The sequence below is a fragment of the Collinsella tanakaei genome (assembly GCF_016900375.1).
Lineage (GTDB): Bacteria > Actinomycetota > Coriobacteriia > Coriobacteriales > Coriobacteriaceae > Collinsella.
This window is the reverse complement of sequence record NZ_JACJKB010000001.1, coordinates 106,550-126,949: the sequence shown is the minus strand read 5'-3', so window position 1 is coordinate 126,949 and position 20,400 is coordinate 106,550. Positions and strand designations below refer to the sequence as shown.

The following is a 20,400-nucleotide window of genomic DNA, read 5'->3' as shown; positions in this document are numbered from 1 at the left end:
TCCGCACGCACGTGCCCGATGCGAAACGCAGGCCTACTCCATAAGAAGCTGGGGAATGATGTCCTCGCCCTCCGCGGTGCGTCCCATGGACCTGTCGGCAATCTCGTCGTATGCGGCGGCAAGGTCCCACGGCAACTCATCGCGGCACTCGATGGACTCCCCTGTCACGGGATGATCGAAGCGCACACGCCACGAGTGCAAAAACTGGCGGTCCAGCCCAAGATTCGACCGCTCGCTGCCGATGCCGTAGAGCGGATCGCCCACGAGCGCATGGTTGATATGGCGCATGTGGACGCGAATCTGATGCGTACGGCCGGTATAGAGATGGCATTCGACCAGGGTATAGCCGTCGTCGCCCCGCTTTGCCTCGAACCGCTCGAGAACCTTGAAGGTGGTGATGGCCTGGCGCGCAAAGGGATCGTCGGATACGGCCATCTTCACGCGGTCGCGCGTCGATCGGGCGATTCCCGTGTTGATGGTCCCCGAGTCCATGGCGATATAGCCGTGGCAAAGGGCGATGTAGCGGCGATCGAGCGTGCGCAGGCGGATGAGGTCCTGCAGGGCGCGCTGGGTGTCGTCATCCTTGGCGGCGAGCATGAGGCCCGAGGTATCGCGGTCGAGACGGTGCACGATACCGGGACGGTCCTCGCCCTGCAGCGTGCCGAGGTGATCCAGGCCGCAATGGTACACGAGGGCGTTCGCAAGCGTACCGGAGTCGTGGCCATGTGCCGGGTGGCACACAAGGCCACGCTGCTTGGAAAGGACGATCAGGTAATCGTCCTCGTAGCGGATATCGAGTGGGATGGCCTGGCCGACGACGGGTCCAGCATCGCTTGGCTCGGGAAGCTCGACCTCGACGCGGTCTCCCTCGGCGAGCACGAGCTTTTTGGACAGGCAGGTCTCGCCGTTCACGCAGACCTCCCCAGCCTCGACGAGCTTAGCGCAGGCGGAACGCGAAGGGCAGGCATCCTGTGCACCCAGGAAGGCATCGAGCCGCTGGCCCGCGCCCTCGGAGGTGACGAGGAAGCGAACGTCGCTCATCGATCCCTCCCCTCGCGCTTAGCAGCGCGGCGAGCCTTGGCCTCCGCATCGCGGCGGTTGAGCTCCGCAGTCGCGTCAACCTTGTTGGCAGGCGAGATCATGAAGCCAATGAAGGCGATGACGGCACCGCAGGTGATGCCGATATCGGCGATGTTGAAGATCGGAAAGTCGATGAACTGCGTGCAGATGAAATCGGTCACGAAGCCGAACAGCGCGCGGTCGATGGCGTTGCCCACCGCGCCGCCGGCGACCATACCGAGGCCAATGACCTCGAGCTTCGACACGAGCGGTGCGCGATAGAGATAGACGACCGTGAAGACGACGACCGCGATGGCAAGCAGGATGAAGATGAAGCCGAAGCCCTCACCCAAGCTGAATGCGGCGCCGGTGTTCATGGCGAAGCGGAACTCCACGATACCGGGAATGAACTCCGCGGCGATAAAGCCGTGGCGCACCAGATTGCGCACGAAGATCTTCGAGGCCTGGTCGAGCACGAGGAACAGCACGAACAGCGCTGCCGCTACGCCCGCACGCCACAGCCTGCGAGGACGGTATTCCTTCTGGTCGTCTGTCGTCACGCAGCGTCCTTTCCCTGATCGAATCCATGCGGTGTTCCGGAAAGCATCCGGAACGCGCCACAGGCGGGCGGGACGTGCGCCCCACCCGCCTGCGGGTCGTATTGTGTAAGTCTTAGGCCTCGAGCGCCTCGGCGCAGCGGTCGCAGATGTGCGCATGCTCGCCGTGTGCGCCGGTGGACTCACGATAGTTCCAGCAGCGGTCGCAGCACTCGCCGTGAGCGGCCTCGACGGTCGCCGTGAACTCCTCGCCCTGCGAGAGCTCAACCTCGGAGACGATGAAGAACTCCGCAAGGTCGCAAGCCTTGTCGCCCGTGAGCAGCGCATAGGCCTCGGCAGGCGCGGTCGCGATGACGCGCGTCGCCTGGCTCTTCGTGAAGGTGCCCGCGGCGCGAGCGTCCTCGAGCGCCTTGGTCACGACGCCGCGCAGCTCGAGCGCAGCCTCGAGCACGGGCTGGTACTCGTTGGCGACCTCAAGCGAGATCGGGCTCTTGTACCAGCTCAGAAGAGCTGCGTACTCCTGGTTGTCGCGGCAGCCGGCGGGAGCGAACTCCATGACCTCGTCGCAGGTGAAGGCGAGGATCGGCTGCAGATCGCGCAGGAGCATGGAGAGCAACTCAGCAGTGACGGTCTGGGCGCTGCGACGAGCGAGCGAGCCCACCTTCTCGCAGTAGAGGCGATCCTTCAGGGCATCGAGGTACACGTTGGAGAGCTCGGTGACCACGAAGTCGTAGAGCGTACGGTAGACGCGGTTGAACTCGTAGCCGGCGAAAGCCTCGTCGACCTCTGCCTGGACCTGCGTCAGGCGCGCAAGCATGAGCTTGTCGAGCGGCAGCAGGTCCTCGAAAGCGACGCCGTCGGTTTCGGGCTCGAACTGTCCCTCGAGCTCGGAGAGCAGGAAGCGGAAGGTGTTGCGGAAGCGGCGGTACGCATCGGAGGTGCGGGCAAGGATCTCATGATCGATCGCGACGTCAGTCGAGGTGTCGACGCTCGCGACCCACAGGCGGACGATGTCGGCGCCCATCTCGTCGCAGACCTTGTTGGGATCGATGACGTTGCCGAGCGACTTGGACATCTTGCGGCCCTGACCGTCGAGCGTGAAGCCCTGGGAGACAACCGCCTTGTAGGGCGCGATGCCGTTGGCGCCGACGCTCGTGAGCAGCGAGCTCTGGAACCAACCGCGGTGCTGGTCGGAGCCTTCGAGGTACACGTCGGCCGGGTACTCGAGCTCCTCGCGGCCCTCGCAGACGGCACGCCAGGACACACCGGAGTCCCACCACACGTCGAGGATGTCGCGATCGGCCTTGAGGTGATGGCCGCCGCACTTGGGGCAGACGCAGGCATCGCCGAGGTAGCTCTCGGGAGCATCGGTAAACCAGGCGTCGGACCCCTTCTCGTGGAAGAGCTTGATGACGGCGTCGAGCGTGTCGTCGTTCATGACCTTCTCGCCGCAGTCGGCGCAGGTGTAGCTCGGGATGGGCACGCCCCAGTTGCGCTGGCGCGAGATGCACCAGTCGGGACGCTGCTCCACCATGGCGCCGATGCGGTTGGCGGCGTGCGCCGGATACCAAATGACGTGGTTGCGAACCTGGTCGAGCGCCTCGTCGCGCAGACCGGTCTTGTCCATGGAGACGAACCACTGGTCGGTGGCGCGGAAGAGCACCGGGTTCTTGCAGCGCCAGCAATGCGGGTAGCTGTGCGTGATCTTCACGCTCGCCACGAGCGTGCCGCGCTCGCGCAGAAACTCGATGATGTGCGGATTGGCCTCGTCGGTATCCATGCCGGAGAACGGGCCGCCCGTGCCGAAGGAGTCACCGACGTAGAACTTGCCGTCGTCGTCGACGGGCATGCAGATCTCCATGCCCTCCTTCATGCACACGTAGTAATCGTCCACGCCGTGGCCGGGCGAGTTGTGGACGATGCCGGTACCGTCCTCGGTGCCAACGTAGTCGGCAAGCAGCGCCACGCCCTCGACGTCGTCGAAGATCGGCTGACGGTAATGCAGGTGGTCTAAGGTCTCGGCCGGAACCTCATAGGGCTTGCCGTCGACGAGCACCGGCGTGCAATCCCAGCCGGCGATGCCGCAGACCTTCTCGGCAAGATCCTTCAGTATGATCTCGGCGCGGCCTTCGTGCTCGATGGCGGTGTAGATGGCACCGGGCTTGAGCGACACGGCCTGGTCGGACGGGATCGTCCAAGGGGTCGTGGTCCAGATGATGAAGTCCACCGGGCCGTCGAAGCTCTCGAGGCCAGCGGGCTTGCTCGTGAGCTCGAAGCGCACGTAGATGGACGGGCTCGTCTCGTCGCCGTACTCGATCTCGGCCTCGGCGAGCGCGGTGTGGCAGTGCTTGCACCAGTGGACCGGCTTGTGGCCGCGATAGATCATGCCCTTGTCGAACATGGCCTTGAAGACCTCGATATCGGCGGCATCATGCTGGTTGTACAGCGTGAGATAGGGGTTATCCCAGTCGCCGAGCACGCCCAGGCGCTTGAAACCCTCGCGCTGCAGGTCGATGTTCTCGACGGCGAACTTGCGGCAGAGCTCGCGGATCTTGTCGGTCGGGGTGGCGTTGAACTTCTCGGTGCCGAGCATCTCCTCGACCTTGTGCTCGATAGGCTGGCCGTGGCAGTCCCAACCGGGCACGTAGGGCGTCTCGTAGCCCTGCATGGCCTGGTAGCGCTCGATGATGTCCTTCGAAATCTTGTTCATGGCGTGGCCGATGTGGATCGGACCGTTCGCGTACGGAGGGCCGTCGTGCAGGATGAACTTGCCGTGCCCCTCGTTCTTCTTGAGCATCTGCTCGTAGACATGATTCGTGTGCCAGCGCTTCAGGCGCTCCGGCTCGCGCTGCGCCAAGGCCGCCCTCATCGGGAACTTGGTCTTGGGCAGGTTCATGCTGCTCTTGTACTCGTTTGCCACGAATACCCCCTTGTCGTCGTGGGCGCTTCCCGCATGAAAAAAGCGCCCGTCCCTGCAAGCTGGGACGAAGCGCTTCCGGTGATGCAGGCGTATGCGCTGCGATAAGCTCCTCGCTATACCACCCAGCTTAGGCACCTTTCGTGCCCGTACTCGGCCGACCACATGACGGCGGTCGTCCCGGCGACGTCTACTGGGCGTGAAATAACCTCTAGGTTTTTTTCACATGCCGTTCGGGCCGCAGCTCCGGGGTGATATTCGCGCGGTCGTGCAGGCGAACCTCTCAGCTGCCGTTCGCTCTCTCATCTGCACGGGGGCCGGCTACTTATCCCCATCACAGCCATTGGGCGGTATTGTAGCACGCTCTCCATGTCCCATTTGAGGACGGAGATGTTTGTGGACATTTCCTTAATTTGGACCGAATCGATAGGCTTATCAATGCGGCCCGCGAGCAAGGATTCTGGTTTCGAGCTGCCCTTAGCCTTCGCATTCGGTGATGCGCCAACCCCATGTGGTTCCGCACTTCTCACATGGATCGTGAAGAATAAACCAGACCGCATCACGGACAACGATCATCGTGTGGCCGCAGAAGACACATTCCATCTTGACCATCGTCTCTGAGTTATTGCCGCCGCTGGCATCCCCCAGCTCGAGGTCAGTCAGTTCGTGCCTATTCACGTCCTCAGCCATGGCTCCTCCTTATGAGACGGGTCGTGCGACTGATGAGACATGATGGTTGTATTGTGCACATAAACGAGGTACGCAAAGGGTGAAACCGAGTCTATCTGCCCGAATGGACTGTTATTCCAACCCAACGGTATTAAGGTCGTCGGGCACATAGATGCATCCGGAATAGACCTGAGAAGCCTCAGCGGTGTACAGCTCGCGACGATGCGCGATGGTTTTGTCTTCGGTGTGATAGAGCACGAGGTTCTGGACACCCAGACGCTCGGCGAGCTCCGCAGCATCGCGCGCCGTCGAATGATGTTTCTCGTATGGATGAAAGATATCCGCTTGATCGTGCAGACAGAATGCCTCGTGAAGCAGCCATGTCGCACCGCGGGCATAGGGCTCCTCGCGCTCGTTATACGGCTCGTCACCACAGCAGCAAAGAGCCTTGCCCGCGCCCAGCTCCATGCGGAAGCCGAACTGCTTCGCCTTGGTAGATGCGATGTCGAAAAACGTCACCTCGTGCCCGATAATGGTCCGACGCTCGCCGTCAGAGACCTCCACGAAATGCAAACGGTCGCCAAGAAGCCTTACGTGCTTTGCAGCAAGCAGCGTGCGGGCAAGATCCTCCAAGATGCAGATGACCTCATCGTGACCATAGACATACGCATCGCCCTCGAAGGTGCCCTTCAGCATGCGCTCGCAGATGATGCGGCAGACCCAGATGATGCCGAGCAGGTGATCGATATGCTTATGCGTGACGAACACCTCGTGGATATCCTCCATGGCGATGCCGGCACGCTCGAGCTGAACGAGCACCTGGTTTCCACCACCACCGTCGACGAGCAGACGGCACTTGCCGTCGCTCACGACGAAGCAGGTGTTATAGCAGGCGGTCACCTGCGCGTTGCCGGTTCCCAGAAACGTGATGTCCACGAGTGTCCCTTCCCTCGATGCGTGCGTTTGGAAGCATAGCGCAGAATGAAATGCCGAAACGCATGCCGCGGCGAGCGGAACATGAGAAAATACAAACGGATATCCATTACGACAAAGGAGCGAACATGCGCATCGGATACCTTGGTGCAGGCAACATCTCGAGCCAGATGGCAGCAACCATCGCGAAGATGACCGAAGCGGAAAACTACGCCGTCGCTGCGCGCGACCTTGCTCGTGCCGAGCAGTTTGCACGCACCTGGGGATTCGATCACGCGTACGGCTCGTACGAAGAGCTGCTGGCAGACCCCGACGTCGACCTCGTGTACGTGGCGCTCCCCCATTCGCACCACCACCGCTGGACCATCGCAGCCCTCGAGGCGGGCCACCACGTGCTGTGCGAGAAGGCGTTCGCCGTCAACGCAAAGCAAGCCGAAGAGATGATCGCCTGCGCCCGCGAGCACGGCCTGCTGCTCGCCGAGGCAATCTGGACGCGCTACATGCCCTCCCGCAAGATCATCGACGATATCGTTGCGAGCGGAGCCATCGGGCAGGTGCTCACCGTTGATGCAAACCTTGGTTACAAGGTCGACATGAACGAGCGCATGGTGCGGCCCGAGCTGGCAGGCGGCGCCCTGCTCGACCTGACGGTGTACCCGCTCAACTTTGCCAGCATGGTCCTCGGCAACGATATCGCGGGCATCGCGGCGCATATGGTGCCGATCGAGACCGGCGTCGACGGCCAGGACTCCGTCATGCTCCGTTATTCCGATGGGCGCATGGCGACGATGTTCACGACGATGCACACCATGACCGACCGCCGCGGCCTCATCTGCGGAACCAATGGCTTCATCTGCGTTCAGAACATCAACAACCCCGAGAAGATCTCCGTCTACGACGCGGACGGTCTGACCTGCAGTCTGCGCGAGGAAATAGCGGTTCCCGAGCAGATCACCGGGTACGAGTACGAGGTCCTCGCCTGCAAGCGAGCTATCGAGGAAGGTCGCATCGAATGCCCCGAGATGCCGCATGAGGAGACGCTTGAGATCATGCGCCAGCTGGATGCGATTCGCGGGCAGTTTGGCATCGTCTATCCCTGCGAATAGGGTTGAGTCCTCGTTCATGCAGCACGCTTCGGGACCCGCACGGGGCCCGATGGACCAACTAACCAGCAAAGTGGACAAAGAACCCAGTTATGTACTTTTGAGATGGCGGCGAGCACACGGATAGAGCTGCTTGCCGCCATCGAAGGCATTGCTAGATCATGCACATTGACCTTTACGGCCATAACGGACGGGCAAACGAGTGCTGCACATGCCGTTTTGGCCAGGGAGCCCCTCGAGCGCTACGTGACGCAGTACATATCTGGTCAGATTGTCCACCTTGACGCAAACAAGCTGAAGTCGAGCGATGTATGAAGCCCGTTTTCAGCGAATCTTTCGGGCATGGCCGAGTGCAGCCCGTTGTCGAGAAGCTTTCAACTGGGAAAACGTCGCACAACGACCTCCTAAAACGGCCCTCTACTCAAAGGTCTCAACTGGATTCGCTGAAAACGGGCTTCATAACCTGTCGAACCCGCTTTACTTCCAGCCGATCTCATTGCTTCCCCGCTGTCACGGGGATTGCCCTGCTCTCGTGCAAACGGAGATGTGGAGCCGCTCGAAACCCTTTCGTACAATGCTTGCGAAATTGATATCCATAACGACGCAAAGCGAGGTTTCGATGCGACTGGTAGAGATGAGCGATTACACCGTTGGCGGCGAGTGCTTCAGCACGATCCCGGAGATGCTCGCGCGATACAACGCGCGCAAGGTCGCGCTGGTAGGTAGCGCGCCCTCGCTTGCCGTCGCTGCGCCCCAGATCGAGGATGTGCTCGACCGCGCTGGCATCGAGCGCCTTGCCACCATCGACTACGGCACGCACTGCACGCAGTCGGCCATCGACGCCCTACTGGCAAACCCCGCATTCACGGACGCGGACGTTGCCATCGCCATCGGCGGCGGCGCCGACATCGACACCGTGAAGGCCGCAGCCTTCCACAACGACCGCAAGATGGTCTTCTCGGTGCCCACCGCCTGCTCAACCTGCTCGGCCGCAACCGGCCTCTCCGTGGTCTACCACGATGACGGCTCCATCAAGGAGTATCTGCGCACCGACAGCCCCGTGCATATCTTCATCAACCAGCACATCATCGCTAAGGCCCCGGTGCATCTGTTCTGGGCGGGCATCGGCGATGCGCTCTCCAAACAGGTTGAGATCGAGTTCGCCAGCTCGGGAGTTATCTCCAAGCACACCGCCAAGCTCGGCCTGGCCATCGCACGCTCCTGCGCCGAGCCCCTGTTCGAGTATGGTGCACAGGCGCTGGCCGACGTCCGCGAGGGTCGCGCCACCAAGGCCGTGCAGCAGATCGCGCTCGACATCATCGTCAACACGGGCTATGTGTCGAACCTCATGAACCAGCATGACTTCTACTTCAACTCCTCGCTCGCCCATGCGTTCTTCAACGCCAGCACGGGCATCGAGCGCGAAGGCCGTCACATGCACGGCGAGGTCGTGAGCTTCGGCGTGCTCGTGCTGCTCGCCTATCAGGGCAAGACCGACGAGATGGAGCGCTACGCCCGCTTCAACAAGAGCATCGGCCTGCCGGTCACGCTCGCCGACATGGATCTTTCCGACGAGCACCTTCCCCGCCTGCGCGAGCTCGTGCAGACCACAAGAGAGTGGAAGCAGCCGAGCCCAGCGCCGTTCGACATCGATCGCTACATGGATGCCATCGCGACTGCCGACGCCTTCGGCCGCAGCCTGTAGCCACAAGCACATCTCCCCAAACAGCGGGCGGCCCTCCACAGGAGAGCCGCCCGCTGTTCGTATTACCGTCCGGCCGAAAGCGCCTTACTCGCGAACGCGCAGATAGATCTGACGCTGGCCGTTATCCGCCGATGGCTCATCGAACTCATAGGCACCGAGCGATTTCAGGAACGGACGAAGCTTCTTGAACCCGTAGTTGCGCACGTCGAAGTCGGGCATTCGCTTTCCCAACTGGTCGCCCAGCTGTCCCAGCGACACCCAGCCGTCGTCGTCGGAGAACTTGTCGCACACGGCGTTGATGCTCTCGCGGATCTTCCTGAGATGGCGGCGACGATCGGCCTTGCTCATCTCGCCGAAGGGAACCTCCTCGGTATCGTCATCGTCATCGGCGATAACGTCGGGATCGACGGAAACGCCACCGTTGTCGCCCGGACGACGGCGCGGAACCGTACTGTCGACATCAGCACTCGCATCCTCGGGAACCGTTTCGGCCTCAGGCTTCTCCACCTCAGTATCCTTGCGCTTTCCGCCGCGGGAACGGGTGCGCTTACGCGACTTGGCGCGCGACAATCCCTCGTCGGCATCGTCGTCGTCATCGACCTCTTCCGCCATGCGCGCGGCATACAGCAAGTCGAGGTACTTGAACGAGTTGCAGGCCGAGATGAACGGCTGCGGGGTCTTCTGCTCACCCATGCCGATCACCTGCATGCCGCTCTCGCGCAGGCGCGCAGCCAGCCGGGTGAAATCGGAGTCCGAGCTCACGATGGCGAACCCGTCGACGTTGCCGGAATACAGTATGTCCATCGCGTCGATGATCATCGCCGAATCCGTGGAGCTCTTGCCGTAGGTGTAGCTATATTGCTGCATCGGGATGATCGAGTTCTCGAGCAGCACGTTCTTCCAGCTAGTCAAGCGCTGGCTCGTCCAATCGCCATAGATGCGCTTGTACGTGGCGATACCAGAGTTCGCCACCTCCTCGAGAATGATCTTGATGTACTTATCGGACACGTTATCGGCATCGATGAGAATCGCAAATCGAAGGTCGGAATCGATGGGTTCGCTCATGGCTCCCCTTTCACGTAGCTATCAGGCATCCCTATCTTACAAGCGAGAGCGGCCCTGCCACATCGCGATGGCAGGGCCGCTCAGGCATACGCATGCGCGCAAGCTTACTGCTGCTGCGGCTTGGTCGCGCCGGGCATGAAGGGGTTCTCGCGTTTGAGGAGCGTCATGAACTCCTCGCCCGTGATCGTCTCCTTCTTGTACAGGTAGCGTGCGAGCTCGTGCAGCTTGAACTTGTTCTCGCGCAGGATCTGCAGGGCGCGCGCGTGCGCGTCGGCGATGACCTTCTGCACCGCGGCGTCGACACGCTCGGCCGTACCGGGGGCGCAGGTGAGCGAGGTGTCCTGGTTGAGATAGGCGTTCTGCACGGTTCCGAGCGCCATCATGCCGAACTCCTCGGACATGCCGAAGCGCGTGATCATGTTGCGTGCGAGCTTGGTGGCCTGCTCGATGTCATTGGCGGCGCCGGTGGTCATCTCGCCGAAGATGAGCTCCTCGGCGGCACGTCCGCCGCAGTAGACCGCGAGCTTGTCGAGGACCTCCTGCTTGGTGGTCAAGAACTTCTCGTCCTGCTCGACCTGCATGGTGTAGCCGAGCGCACCGCTCGTGCGCGGCACGATCGTGATCTTGGTGACCGGTGCGCCCTCCTTCTGGCTCGCCGCCACGATGGCATGGCCGATCTCGTGATAGGACACGACCTGCTTCTCGTGATCGGACAGCACGGTGGACTTGCGCTGCTGGCCGGCGATGACGACCTCGACCGATTCCTCAAAGTCCTCCTGACGTGCACGGTTGCGGCCCAGGCGGACAGCGCGCAGGGCGCCCTCGTTGATGATGTTCGCGAGGTCGGCACCCGAGGCGCCGGGCGTGGCGCGCGCGATGGCGGTCAGGTCGATCGGCGGCTCGGTCTTGACGTCTTTGGCGTGGATCTCGAGGATCGCCTTGCGGCCGGTGAGGTCGGGCAGCTCCATCGGGACGCGACGGTCGAAGCGGCCGGGGCGCAGAAGCGCCGGATCGAGGCTGTCGGGGCGGTTTGTCGCCGCGACGACGACGATGCCCTTCTTGTTGTCGAAACCGTCCATCTCGGTCAGCAGCTGGTTCAGGGTCTGCTCGCGCTCGTCGTTGCCGGAGAAACCGCCGCCATCGCGCTTCTTGCCGATGGTGTCGATCTCGTCGATGAAGACGATGCAGGGGGCCTTCTCCTTGGCCTGCTTGAACAGGTCGCGCACCTTGGCGGCGCCGCGGCCGACGAACATCTCGACGAACTCGGAACCGGAAATCGAGAAGAACGGCACGCCCGCCTCGCCGGCAACGGCCTTGGCAATCAGCGTCTTACCGGTGCCCGGAGGGCCCACGAGCAGGACGCCGCGCGGCAGCTTGGCGCCGATGGCCTCATAGCGCTCGGGCTTCTCGAGGAAGTCGACGACCTCCTTGAGCGACTCCTTGGCCTCCTCCTGACCGGCAACATCCTTGAACGTAACGCCGACGTCCTTGGACGCAACGATGCGCGCGCCGGACTTGCCAAGACCGCCGCCGGCACCGAAGCCGCCGAAGCCGCTCGAGAAGTCCATCGAGGGGTTGTCGTCGCCCATGGCCTTCTTCATCTTCCTGTTCAGCCACCAGCCGAGCAGGAAGAAGATGATGAGCGGGCCGAAGGTGATGAGCAGATACAGCCAGGTGCTGCTGTTGTTCTGCGCGATATCAACGGTGACGTTCGCACCCGACTCCTCGATCAGCTGCGACAGGTAGTCCTCGGCACCGGGCAGCACGTTCGCCTGGTACGCCACGCCCTCGTCATCACCTACGCGGGTATAGAGCGCAACATAATCCGAGCCGACCGTGTACTCCATGTCCTCGACCTTCTTCTCGTTGAGGTCCGAGAGCATGGTCGAGTAGTCGACCTCAGTGATCTGCATCTGCTTGTTGGCGAGGCTGGGGAACAGTACCTGGTTGATCACCAGGTACAGCGCGAAGGCGATGAGCACGTAGAGGATCATATTCCGTCTACGTTTATGGTCATCCATCTCCATGAATCACTCCGTTTCGTACGTTTTCAATGGTACAAGGATACCCGTGCGCGCAGATAGTAGTCAGGTTTTGCATACGAAAACGTATGTTCTCGGTATGTTCCCCGCCGCGGATAGCCATATTGCGCAAAGAATCCCGCTCCCCTACCATGGGTTCGACTGAATTCGAATCGAATACCGCGGGGAGGAACACATGGCGCTGTGGAGGCGTTCGAGCCGGCATGCCGGTGCTGCGTCGCTCGACGTGACGGAAGGGGTCATCTGGAAGCAGCTCCTGCTGCTGTGCGTCCCCATCTTCTTCAGCTCGTTTTTCCAGCAGGCACATGCGCTCATCAACACGTTCATCCTCGGCCAGTTCGGAGGAAAGCTCGCACTCGGCGGCGTGCAGGCAACGGCCTCGCTGTTCGAGCTCGCCGTCGGCTTCTCCGTGGGCCTCGGCGCCGGCTGCGCCGTCATATCCGGACAGTTCTTCGGCAGCCACGACGACGAGCGCCTCTCGCGATCCATCCACACCGCCATGACGATCGCCCTTGTGCTCGGCCTCTGCATCTCGGTGGCGGGCGTCCTGTTCGTGCCGCACATCCTCACCCTTATGGGCACGCCCGCCGACCTCATGGGCGAGGCGGTCCCCTATTCGCGCTTCTACGCAGCTGCCATGGTCTGCTCGCTCGTGCTCAACATGGGGTCGGCGCTTTTGCGCTCCGTGGGAGACACGCGGACGCCGGCGCTCATCATCGCGAGTGGCTGCCTCATCAACGCCTGCCTCGATATCCTGTTCGTCGCCGTCCTGGGGCTCGAGGCCATGGGCTGCGGCATGGCCACGGCCATCACGCTCACGATCAACGCGACCTCGATGACCGTGCGCCTCATGCGTGCCAAGGGCGCATGGCGCCTAGACCTGCGCCGATTGGGGATCGACGGGCGCATCTGCAGGAGCATGCTCGCCACCGGCCTGCCGCTCGGCATCCAGTCGTCGCTGTACTCCATCTCGAACATCATCCTGCAGTCGACGGTCAACACCTTCGGTACCGACGCGGTGACCGGATGGGGCCTCTCGGGGCGTCTCGACGCCTTCATCTGGATGGTCACTGAGGCCCTCGGTGTCTCCATGACCACCTTTGCCGCCCAGAACTTCGGCGCGCGCAACTACGAGCGCATGCGTCGCGGCTACCATACGTCGCTCATGATCACCGTCTGCGTCATCGGCGGTATGTCCGCGGTGCTCGTGACGTTCGTGGGCCCGCTGTCGCGCATCTTCATCGACGACGCGGCGGTCACCGGATACACGACGATCATGCTCCATTTCATCGCGCCGTTCTACCTGTTCTATTCGATTGTCGACAACACGTCGGGGGCCATCCGCGGATCCGGCGAAAGCCTGCGCCCGATGCTGCTCACGATTCTCGGCACCGTCGTGTTCCGCGTCATCTGGCTGCTCGTCGTCGTGCCCATGCACCATACGATCGAGACGATGCTCATGGTCTATCCCGTCACGTGGATCCTTACCGCCATCCTGTTCGTGGCCTACCACCATTGGGGCCACTGGCTGCGTCATGCGGAAGACCGCGCGGCCAAGCTCAATGCGGGGACGCGCACCCAGGGCGTCGTGTAGCCCCGTTGCCACCCCGATGCGAAGATTTTCGCTGCCGCCTTACGCGAACATACCGGGCCGATAGTGATAGCCGTTATCCGCGTGGGGACAGAGCTGCCAAAACGCAACGGCACTCGCCGCGGCAACGTTCAGGGAGTCTACGCCGTGAGCCATCGGGATGCGCACCGTCAGGTCGGACCCCGCGATGGTCTTGGCCTGCAGGCCGGCGCCTTCGGTCCCCATGAAGATCGCCAACCGCTCGATCTCGGAGAGCGCAGGGTCGTCGAGCGACACCGAGTCGTCAGCGAGCGCCATGGATGCGCAGGTGAAACCCGCCTCGTGCAGGTCGCGAAGGCCGTCATGCGGCCACACGCGCGCCTCGCTACCGATCCTCGTCCACGGCACCTGAAAGACCGTTCCCATGCTCACGCGCACGGCGCGTCGGTACAAAGGATCGCAGCACGTGGGACTCACCAGAATGCCGTCGACGTTCAGCGCCGCTGCGCTGCGAAAGATCGCGCCGACGTTCGTGTGGTCGACGATTCCCTCGAGCACGCACACGCGCACGCGTCCGCCCGCCGCGCGATCGACAAGACCGCGCAGAAACGAAGGCGCCGGCGCGAGCGGAGGCCGTCGAAACGCGGCCAGCGCGCCGCGCGTCACCGTGAACCCGGTGAGCTGCTCCATAAGCTCCATCGGAGCGACGAACACAGGGATATCCGCGCCCGGACGATCATCTGCTGCGCGCTCGAGCAGCGGCATAAGCTGATCGAGCCAGCGCTCACCCATAAGGAAGCTGATCGGCTCGAGCCCGGCGTCCACGGCACGCTCGATGACCTTGGCGCTCTCGGCGATGAAGATGCCCTTCTCCGGCTCGAGCACGCTTCTGAGCTCCCGCTCCGTCAGCCTGGTATACGCATCGAGTCGCACATCTTCCAGCGTATCGATTCGAATGATCTGCGGAGCGGATCCCATCGCATCTCCCTTTGTCTCCAGTAAAACGGCCAACCGGTACCGAAACGCCAAGCCAAGGTAGACATCCGGCACCAGTTGACCTTTTCAGCGGCGCAACCGGCGTTCATTCTGGCCATCTGGTACCAAAAAGCCGAATCTGAACCGCCGGCAGCAGCGCGCAGCAAGCTATTTCTTCTTGCGGCCGAACAGATGGCGACCGGTATTCTTCAGCTTGTCCATCATCGTCGGATCGGGGTGAGCCGCATCCCATGCCGCGCGACGAAGCCGCTTCTCGTACTCATTGATGAGAGGCTTGCCGTAACCTTCGACAAGCTGCCCATACCAAGCGACCATATCGGCGATGTCGTCGTCGTTCGGACGACCCTTGTTCATGCCGCCCATGAGCTTGTAGGGACCCCAGGTATCAAAGCCGGGGCATCCGTGGCCCGCCAGGAAGTTCGCATGGGTGGCGCGGCAGATACCGTCGATATCCTTGCCGTACCACTTGCTGGCGCCGCCATAGGTAAGCAGGCTGAACACGAAATCGCCCGAGCGGACGGACGCCTGCATCACGCGCGCGAGGTCGCGGTCGATCTCGCCGAAGTAGATGCCGCTCGCGATACCGATCAGGTGGTAGGACGTAAGGTCGACCTTGGGGTTCTTCTTGTCGACAGTCGACACATCGAGCGTGTCGACATCGTCGGGGAACGCCGCCGTGATGGCATCCACGATGCGCTTCGTGTTGCCGTGGTGCTTCGAGCGATACAGGATCATGGTGCGGATATGGACGGGCTCGGCAGCGGACTCCTCCTCATCCTGCTCATCAACCTGCGAAGCGAATAGGTCGGCCATCGAGCGGCGCCGGTACGTTACGAAGCGGTACTCGATGCCGCTGTCCTCCTCATCCTCGCCGATCCGAGCTGGCTCGGACTCCTCGAACACGAACCAGTCGCCCGTCTCGTCCTCGTCGAGATTCGGGAAATGCGTGTCGGCCAGGCGCAGGCAGTGGTTCTTGGTCACCACCGCTTGGGCGCAGTACGGCAGAAACTGCCGGTACACCTCCTCGCCGCCGATGACCCAGGCCTCATCCTCGTCGGCGACGGCGGCACGCGCCTCGTCGACGGAATGGACGACTTCGACGCCCTCGCGCGCGAAATGCTCGTCGCGCGTGAGCACGATGTTGCGGCGGTTCTTGAGCGGCCGGCCGCCCGGGAAGCTATCGAGGGTCTTGCGCCCCATGATGACGGGATGACCCGTCGTGCAGGAAACGAAATGCTTCATGTCCGCTCTGTTCGAGACGATCATGTCGCCCTCGTAGCCGATGCCCCAGTCGTCGCTCACCGCGACGATGGCAGAAAGCTTGCAAGCCATGGAAGCTCCTTAGATGGCGATGGGGATGTTCTTGATCTGGGGACCGTGCTCGTAACCCTCGACGATGAGGTCGTCGGTCGTGAAGTCGTAGAAGTTCGTGACCTCGGGGTTGAGCGAGACCTTCGGCGCGGGGTACTGCGGCCGCGCGATGAGCTCGCGGATGATGTTGACGTGACGGTCGTAGATATGCGCATCGACGATAACGTGCAGCAGCTCTCCCGCGATCATGCCGCTCACCTGAGCCACCATCATGAGCAGGATGGCGTACTGGCACACGTTCCAGTTGTTGGCGGCAAGGATATCCTGGCTGCGCTGCATAAGCACCATATTGAGCACGGGTTTTTCGCAACCGGGCTCGTGCGTCACGTTGTACGTGACGCTATAGGCGCAAGGGTACAGATGCATCTCGGACAGGTCGGCGAACGTGTACATATTCGTCATGATGCGGCGGGAGAACGGCGTGTGCGCAAGATCGTAGAGCACGCGGTCCATCTGGTCGAAATCCCCCTCGGGATAGTGGGACTTCTGGGCGATCTGGTATCCATATGCCTTGCCGATGGAACCGCTCTCGTCGGCCCATTCATCCCATATATGGGAGTTCAGGTCGTTGATGTTGTTGGATTTGCGCTGGTAGATCCACAGGATCTCGTCCATCGCGGACTTGAGCGCCGTACGGCGAAGTGTAAGCGCCGGGAACTCCTCGCGCAGGTCGTAGCGATTGGTGACACCGAAGCTCTTGATGGTGTAGGCTGGCGTGCCGTCCTCCCAATGAGGCCGGACCTTTTCGCCTTCCGTCGTCGTTCCATGCTCAAGCACATCCGTGCACATCTTGACGAACAGCTGATCAGCCTTGCTCATGGACTCCCCTATCGATTGTAGTTAGCGCAACCCATTGTATGCCAGGGCAGCCGATGGCGCCAATTCGCAGCGACGCGATCGACCGGTCTTTGACCTTATATTGCGCCGCAAAGGACCCTTGCTCATGGAGAATGAGAACAGATACCCCAGAAGAAGCAGAAAGGCCTGTTTTATACATAGATTGTTAGGGCTCCATGCGAACGCTGACATTGGCTGGATCAAAAACGCGACTTTTGAGATATCTCATCGTTTCAGTATGTTTATGAACGCCGGCAAGAAAGTGATTCTATGCATGTATTTGTCATTTCCGCAGGTGGCTTGCGCCCTCTTATGCAAAACGGTAAGTGACGAAACGTCACTTACCATGTAACCCATTCAAAAGTCGCAAATTTGAGACAGAGGCCTGAGAGAGACCCTGATTCGGCAGGTTTAAGCCTCAGCGACAGCGTTGACGCTGTTTTCCTCCGCGCGCCACGAGACGATCTTGTCGATCAGCGGCGATGAGATCATGACCGTGATGAGCGAGAACGCGATCTTGCTCACCGGGATATAGCTTAAAGACAGCAGCAGCACGCTCAAATCGGAAACAAGATAGCAGCGAGCGAGCTTCCAACCGGAAAGCTTCTGAATAGACAGGGCCAGCGCGTCATCGCCGCCGGCGGAACCGCCGCCGCGCACCACAAGACCGGCTCCGACTCCAACGAAGATTCCACCGAGGATCGCCGCGGCAAGCGGGAGCGCAGTCAAGTCGGGAACCATATTGGGCAGGCGCTCCCAGAGCGCGTAGAACGCAGCGATAGCGGCGCTCGATACGACCGACCACCCCAGGAAGCCAACGCCCAAAAGCCTCAGCGCGAAGGCGTAGCACAGTATGTCGAGAATCGGCGATGCAATGGATGCCGGCACGCCAAGCCAATGGTTGGCAAGCAGCAGCGCACCGATGACGCCGCCCTCCGTGATGCCGACGACCTCATGGATGTTGTGGATGCCGAACGTGAGGACCGCGGAGCCGATAATGACCAGCGCGAGCTTACGGCCGAGCACTGAGAGATTTTGCCGCAGAAGTTTCCAGGAACCCATGGGTCCCAACACCTTTCCTATACGAGTGGTTGACTACAATTAGGCTAAACTCTGGTACGGTACCAAGGTCAAGCGTCGTATGGAGAGGTTATGGAGCGTCACAGACCCAAGCGTCATTACCGCATCGGCGAGATCTCAAAGCTATTCGGCATAGGGCAGGATTCGCTGCGCTACTACGAGCGCCTGGGCATCCTGAAGCCCCATCGTTCGGAAAACGGCTACCGAGCCTACGACCTTGCCGACATGTACAAACTCTCGATCATCAAAGACCTGCGCCGGCTCGATATGCCGATGGCGCAGATCGGTGAATACCTGAACGAGCAGACGGTCGAGAAGACATCTGAGATGCTCCACCGCGAGCTGGCGCTCATCGGAGAGCAGGTCCGGCAGCTCGGCGAGCGCGCCTGGGCAATAGAGCGCCGAGCCCGCATGCTCCATGATGCTCGGCAGCAGGAGACGGGGTCGTTCTCGATCGTGCATCGCCGCACCCGCCAGTGCGTACGGCTGGCAACGCATATGGAGCAGGACGAGGAGATGGACTTCGCCATCCAGAAACTCTACAGCGCGCATGAAAACGAGCTGCCCGACCTCGGCTGCATGCGCATCGGAGCGGTCCTTTCGGCTCAAGACATTGCCGCCGGCAAGACGAACGTGTACGAATCGGTGTTCTTCGTCCTTGAGGGCGCCGATACCATGGACGATTTCGAGTTGCCGGCTGGCCGCTACCTGACGATTCGCTACCGGGGACCCTACGAGCAAAACGGCCCGCTCGCACGCCGGGCATACGCCCAGGCCGAGCGGCTTGGCCTCGCCGTGACGGGCAACCCCGTCGAGCTCTACGAGATCGACAACCGCGACACCGCACGCGAGGAGGAGTTTCTCACGACCCTCGAGCTCCCCGTCGAGGACATCCAGAGCTGAGACATGAAAAGGGCGGAACCGAAGTTCCGCCCTTAAGCTCTTACTTGTTGCGCAGCTGGCGCTCCATCTGACGCAGCATGTCCATCTCGGAGCCACCGCCCGAGCCCATGCCGGCAAACGGGTTGCCGCCGCCCATGCCACCCAGACCGCCCATGCCGCCGAGGTTGCCCATACCAGGGATGCCGGGCATGCGCATCTTCTTGCCCTTCTTCCCCTTCTTGCCCTTCTTGCCGGCACCGGCCTGCTGAGCCATGGAACGCATGCGCCCCATCATCTTGTTCATCTCGCCCCACTGCTTCATGAGCTGGTTCACGTCGGAGGGCGTGGTGCCTGAGCCGCGGGCGATGCGCGCGCGACGCTGGCCGTTGATGATGGACGGGCGCTCGCGTTCCTCCTTGGTCATCGACATGATCATGGCCTCGTTGCGCGCGAAGATGCTCTCGTCGAGGTTGCCGCCCATCTGGTTCAGCATCTTCTGGCCACCCGGCAGCATGCCGAGGATGCCCTTCATGCCGCCCATCTTCTTGACGGCCTTCATCTGCTCGAGCATGTCATTCATGGTGAAGCCATCGCGCAGCATGCGCTCGGCGGAAGCGAGGGTCTCGGCATCAGCGGCCTCCTGGGCCTTCTCGATGATGCCGATGACGTCGCCCATACCGAGAATGCGCTTGGCCATGCGGTCGGGATAGAACGGCTCGAGCGAATCGGGCTTCTCGCCCATGGACACGAACTTGATGGGCTTGCCGGTCACAGCACGGACGGAAAGCGCGCCACCGCCGCGGGCGTCACCGTCGAGCTTGGAGATGATCACACCGTCGAAATCGGTGCGATCGGCAAAGGTCGATACGACGTTGACGATATCCTGGCCGGTCATGGCGTCGACGACCATGAGGACCTGATCGGGCTTCACGGCACGCTTGATGTCGACGGCCTCCTGCATCATCTGCTCATCGATCTGCAGGCGGCCGGCGGTATCGACAATCACGACGTCGCGGAGGTTGTCGATGGCCTCGCGCACGGCGTCCTTGGCGATCTCGATGGGATGCGCACCGTCCCCGCGGAAGACGGGAACGCCGATCTCGCCACCCAGAGTGGCAAGCTGATCGGCAGCGGCGGGTCGATACACGTCGCAGGCGGCGAGCAGCGGCGAGCGCCCCTGCTTCTTGAGCAGGTAGGCAAGCTTGACCGCAGCGGTCGTCTTACCGGAGCCCTGCAGGCCGACGAGCATGATGACGTTCGGGATGCGGTTGGAGAACACGAGCTTGCTCTCCGTGGAGCCGAGCAGCTCGGTCAGCTCGTCCAGCACGATCTTGACGACGTTTTGCGCAGGCGTGAGCGACTCCATGACCTCGGAGGTCATGCAGCGCTCCTTCGTCTTGGCCACGAACTCCTTGACGACCTTGAAGTTGACATCGGCCTCAAGCAGCGCCATACGGATGTCGCGCATCGCGCTCGTGATATCGGCCTCTGTGAGCTTGCCCTTGCCACGCAGGCGGTCAAACGTGCTGGTAAGACGATCGGAGAGGCTTTCGAACATAGGGATCTCCCGTAAGAAGACAGTGAAACGAAACCATTATGACAGGTGGTGCGGAA

The 20,400-nt window shown here is 61.8% G+C and carries 16 protein-coding genes and 1 pseudogene; 4 read left to right on the top strand and 13 right to left on the bottom strand.

Annotated elements, in window-relative coordinates; all coding sequences use genetic code 11:
• Positions 1 to 33 precede the first annotated feature (33 nt).
• From H6A16_RS00515 to H6A16_RS00495, 5 genes are all read right to left on the bottom strand, one after another.
• Positions 34 to 1,041 carry an RluA family pseudouridine synthase gene (locus H6A16_RS00515; RefSeq protein ID WP_204615217.1) on the bottom strand — a complete coding sequence of 336 codons (1,008 nt, stop codon included), beginning with the start codon at positions 1,039 to 1,041 and terminating at the stop codon, positions 34 to 36.
• Positions 1,038 to 1,619 carry a signal peptidase II gene (gene lspA, locus H6A16_RS00510; protein WP_342589694.1) on the bottom strand — a complete coding sequence of 194 codons (582 nt, stop codon included), beginning with the start codon at positions 1,617 to 1,619 and terminating at the stop codon, positions 1,038 to 1,040. Before lspA ends, H6A16_RS00515 begins: the two co-directional genes overlap by 4 nt.
• A 112-nt stretch (positions 1,620 to 1,731) precedes the next feature.
• Positions 1,732 to 4,536 (bottom strand): isoleucine--tRNA ligase, encoded by a 2,805-nt coding sequence (gene ileS / locus H6A16_RS00505; protein ID WP_204615213.1) that lies wholly within the window; start codon positions 4,534 to 4,536, stop codon positions 1,732 to 1,734.
• A 474-nt stretch (positions 4,537 to 5,010) separates the two neighbouring features.
• Complete coding sequence (locus H6A16_RS00500) at positions 5,011 to 5,223, bottom strand: hypothetical protein (RefSeq protein ID WP_204615211.1); 213 nt, start codon at positions 5,221 to 5,223, stop codon at positions 5,011 to 5,013.
• Positions 5,224 to 5,334: 111 nt separating this feature from the next.
• On the bottom strand, positions 5,335 to 6,138 hold the full coding sequence (locus H6A16_RS00495; RefSeq protein WP_204615209.1) for an MBL fold metallo-hydrolase: 804 nt from the start codon (positions 6,136 to 6,138) through the stop codon (positions 5,335 to 5,337).
• 125 nt (positions 6,139 to 6,263) lie between these two features.
• Here H6A16_RS00495 and H6A16_RS00490 point away from each other — a divergent pair, with 125 nt between their 5' ends.
• Both H6A16_RS00490 and H6A16_RS00485 read left to right on the top strand, forming a co-directional pair.
• Positions 6,264 to 7,241: a Gfo/Idh/MocA family protein gene (locus H6A16_RS00490; protein ID WP_204615207.1), complete on the top strand. Its 978-nt coding sequence runs from the start codon at positions 6,264 to 6,266 to the stop codon at positions 7,239 to 7,241.
• 616 nt (positions 7,242 to 7,857) lie between these two features.
• Positions 7,858 to 8,943, top strand: a complete 1,086-nt coding sequence (locus H6A16_RS00485) for an iron-containing alcohol dehydrogenase family protein (protein WP_204615205.1) — start codon at positions 7,858 to 7,860, stop codon at positions 8,941 to 8,943.
• A gap of 84 nt (positions 8,944 to 9,027) precedes the next feature.
• Here the strand turns inward: H6A16_RS00485 and H6A16_RS00480 are convergent, their stop codons facing one another.
• Positions 9,028 to 10,008, bottom strand: coding sequence for an NYN domain-containing protein (locus H6A16_RS00480; protein WP_204615203.1), 981 nt, complete (start codon positions 10,006 to 10,008; stop codon positions 9,028 to 9,030).
• A 104-nt stretch (positions 10,009 to 10,112) separates the two neighbouring features.
• A complete protein-coding gene (gene ftsH / locus H6A16_RS00475) occupies positions 10,113 to 12,035 on the bottom strand; it encodes an ATP-dependent zinc metalloprotease FtsH (protein ID WP_204615201.1) in 1,923 nt (640 codons plus the stop codon).
• A 190-nt stretch (positions 12,036 to 12,225) separates the two neighbouring features.
• On the opposite strand from ftsH, the gene H6A16_RS00470 reads away from it, so the two are divergent.
• Positions 12,226 to 13,644: an MATE family efflux transporter gene (locus H6A16_RS00470; RefSeq protein ID WP_204615199.1), complete on the top strand. Its 1,419-nt coding sequence runs from the start codon at positions 12,226 to 12,228 to the stop codon at positions 13,642 to 13,644.
• Between the two features lie 39 nt (positions 13,645 to 13,683).
• Here the strand turns inward: H6A16_RS00470 and H6A16_RS00465 are convergent, their stop codons facing one another.
• From H6A16_RS00465 to H6A16_RS00445, 5 genes and pseudogenes are all read right to left on the bottom strand, one after another.
• A complete protein-coding gene (locus H6A16_RS00465) occupies positions 13,684 to 14,598 on the bottom strand; it encodes a TrmH family RNA methyltransferase (protein WP_204615196.1) in 915 nt (304 codons plus the stop codon).
• 165 nt (positions 14,599 to 14,763) lie between these two features.
• On the bottom strand, positions 14,764 to 15,351 hold the full coding sequence (locus tag H6A16_RS11060) for a flavodoxin domain-containing protein (RefSeq protein ID WP_428830071.1): 588 nt from the start codon (positions 15,349 to 15,351) through the stop codon (positions 14,764 to 14,766).
• A gap of 84 nt (positions 15,352 to 15,435) precedes the next feature.
• A pseudogene (locus H6A16_RS11055) lies at positions 15,436 to 15,948 on the bottom strand (dihydrofolate reductase); the annotation flags it as partial.
• A 9-nt stretch (positions 15,949 to 15,957) separates the two neighbouring features.
• Positions 15,958 to 16,806 (bottom strand): thymidylate synthase, encoded by an 849-nt coding sequence (gene thyA, locus H6A16_RS00450; RefSeq protein ID WP_204615194.1) that lies wholly within the window; start codon positions 16,804 to 16,806, stop codon positions 15,958 to 15,960.
• A gap of 429 nt (positions 16,807 to 17,235) precedes the next feature.
• Positions 17,236 to 17,886 (bottom strand): YitT family protein, encoded by a 651-nt coding sequence (locus H6A16_RS00445; RefSeq protein ID WP_204615193.1) that lies wholly within the window; start codon positions 17,884 to 17,886, stop codon positions 17,236 to 17,238.
• Between the two features lie 90 nt (positions 17,887 to 17,976).
• Here H6A16_RS00445 and H6A16_RS00440 point away from each other — a divergent pair, with 90 nt between their 5' ends.
• Positions 17,977 to 18,807, top strand: coding sequence for a MerR family transcriptional regulator (locus tag H6A16_RS00440; RefSeq protein WP_204615192.1), 831 nt, complete (start codon positions 17,977 to 17,979; stop codon positions 18,805 to 18,807).
• Between the two features lie 40 nt (positions 18,808 to 18,847).
• On the opposite strand, the gene ffh is transcribed toward H6A16_RS00440, so the two are convergent.
• A complete protein-coding gene (gene ffh / locus H6A16_RS00435) occupies positions 18,848 to 20,344 on the bottom strand; it encodes a signal recognition particle protein (RefSeq protein WP_204615191.1) in 1,497 nt (498 codons plus the stop codon).
• Positions 20,345 to 20,400 lie beyond the last annotated feature (56 nt).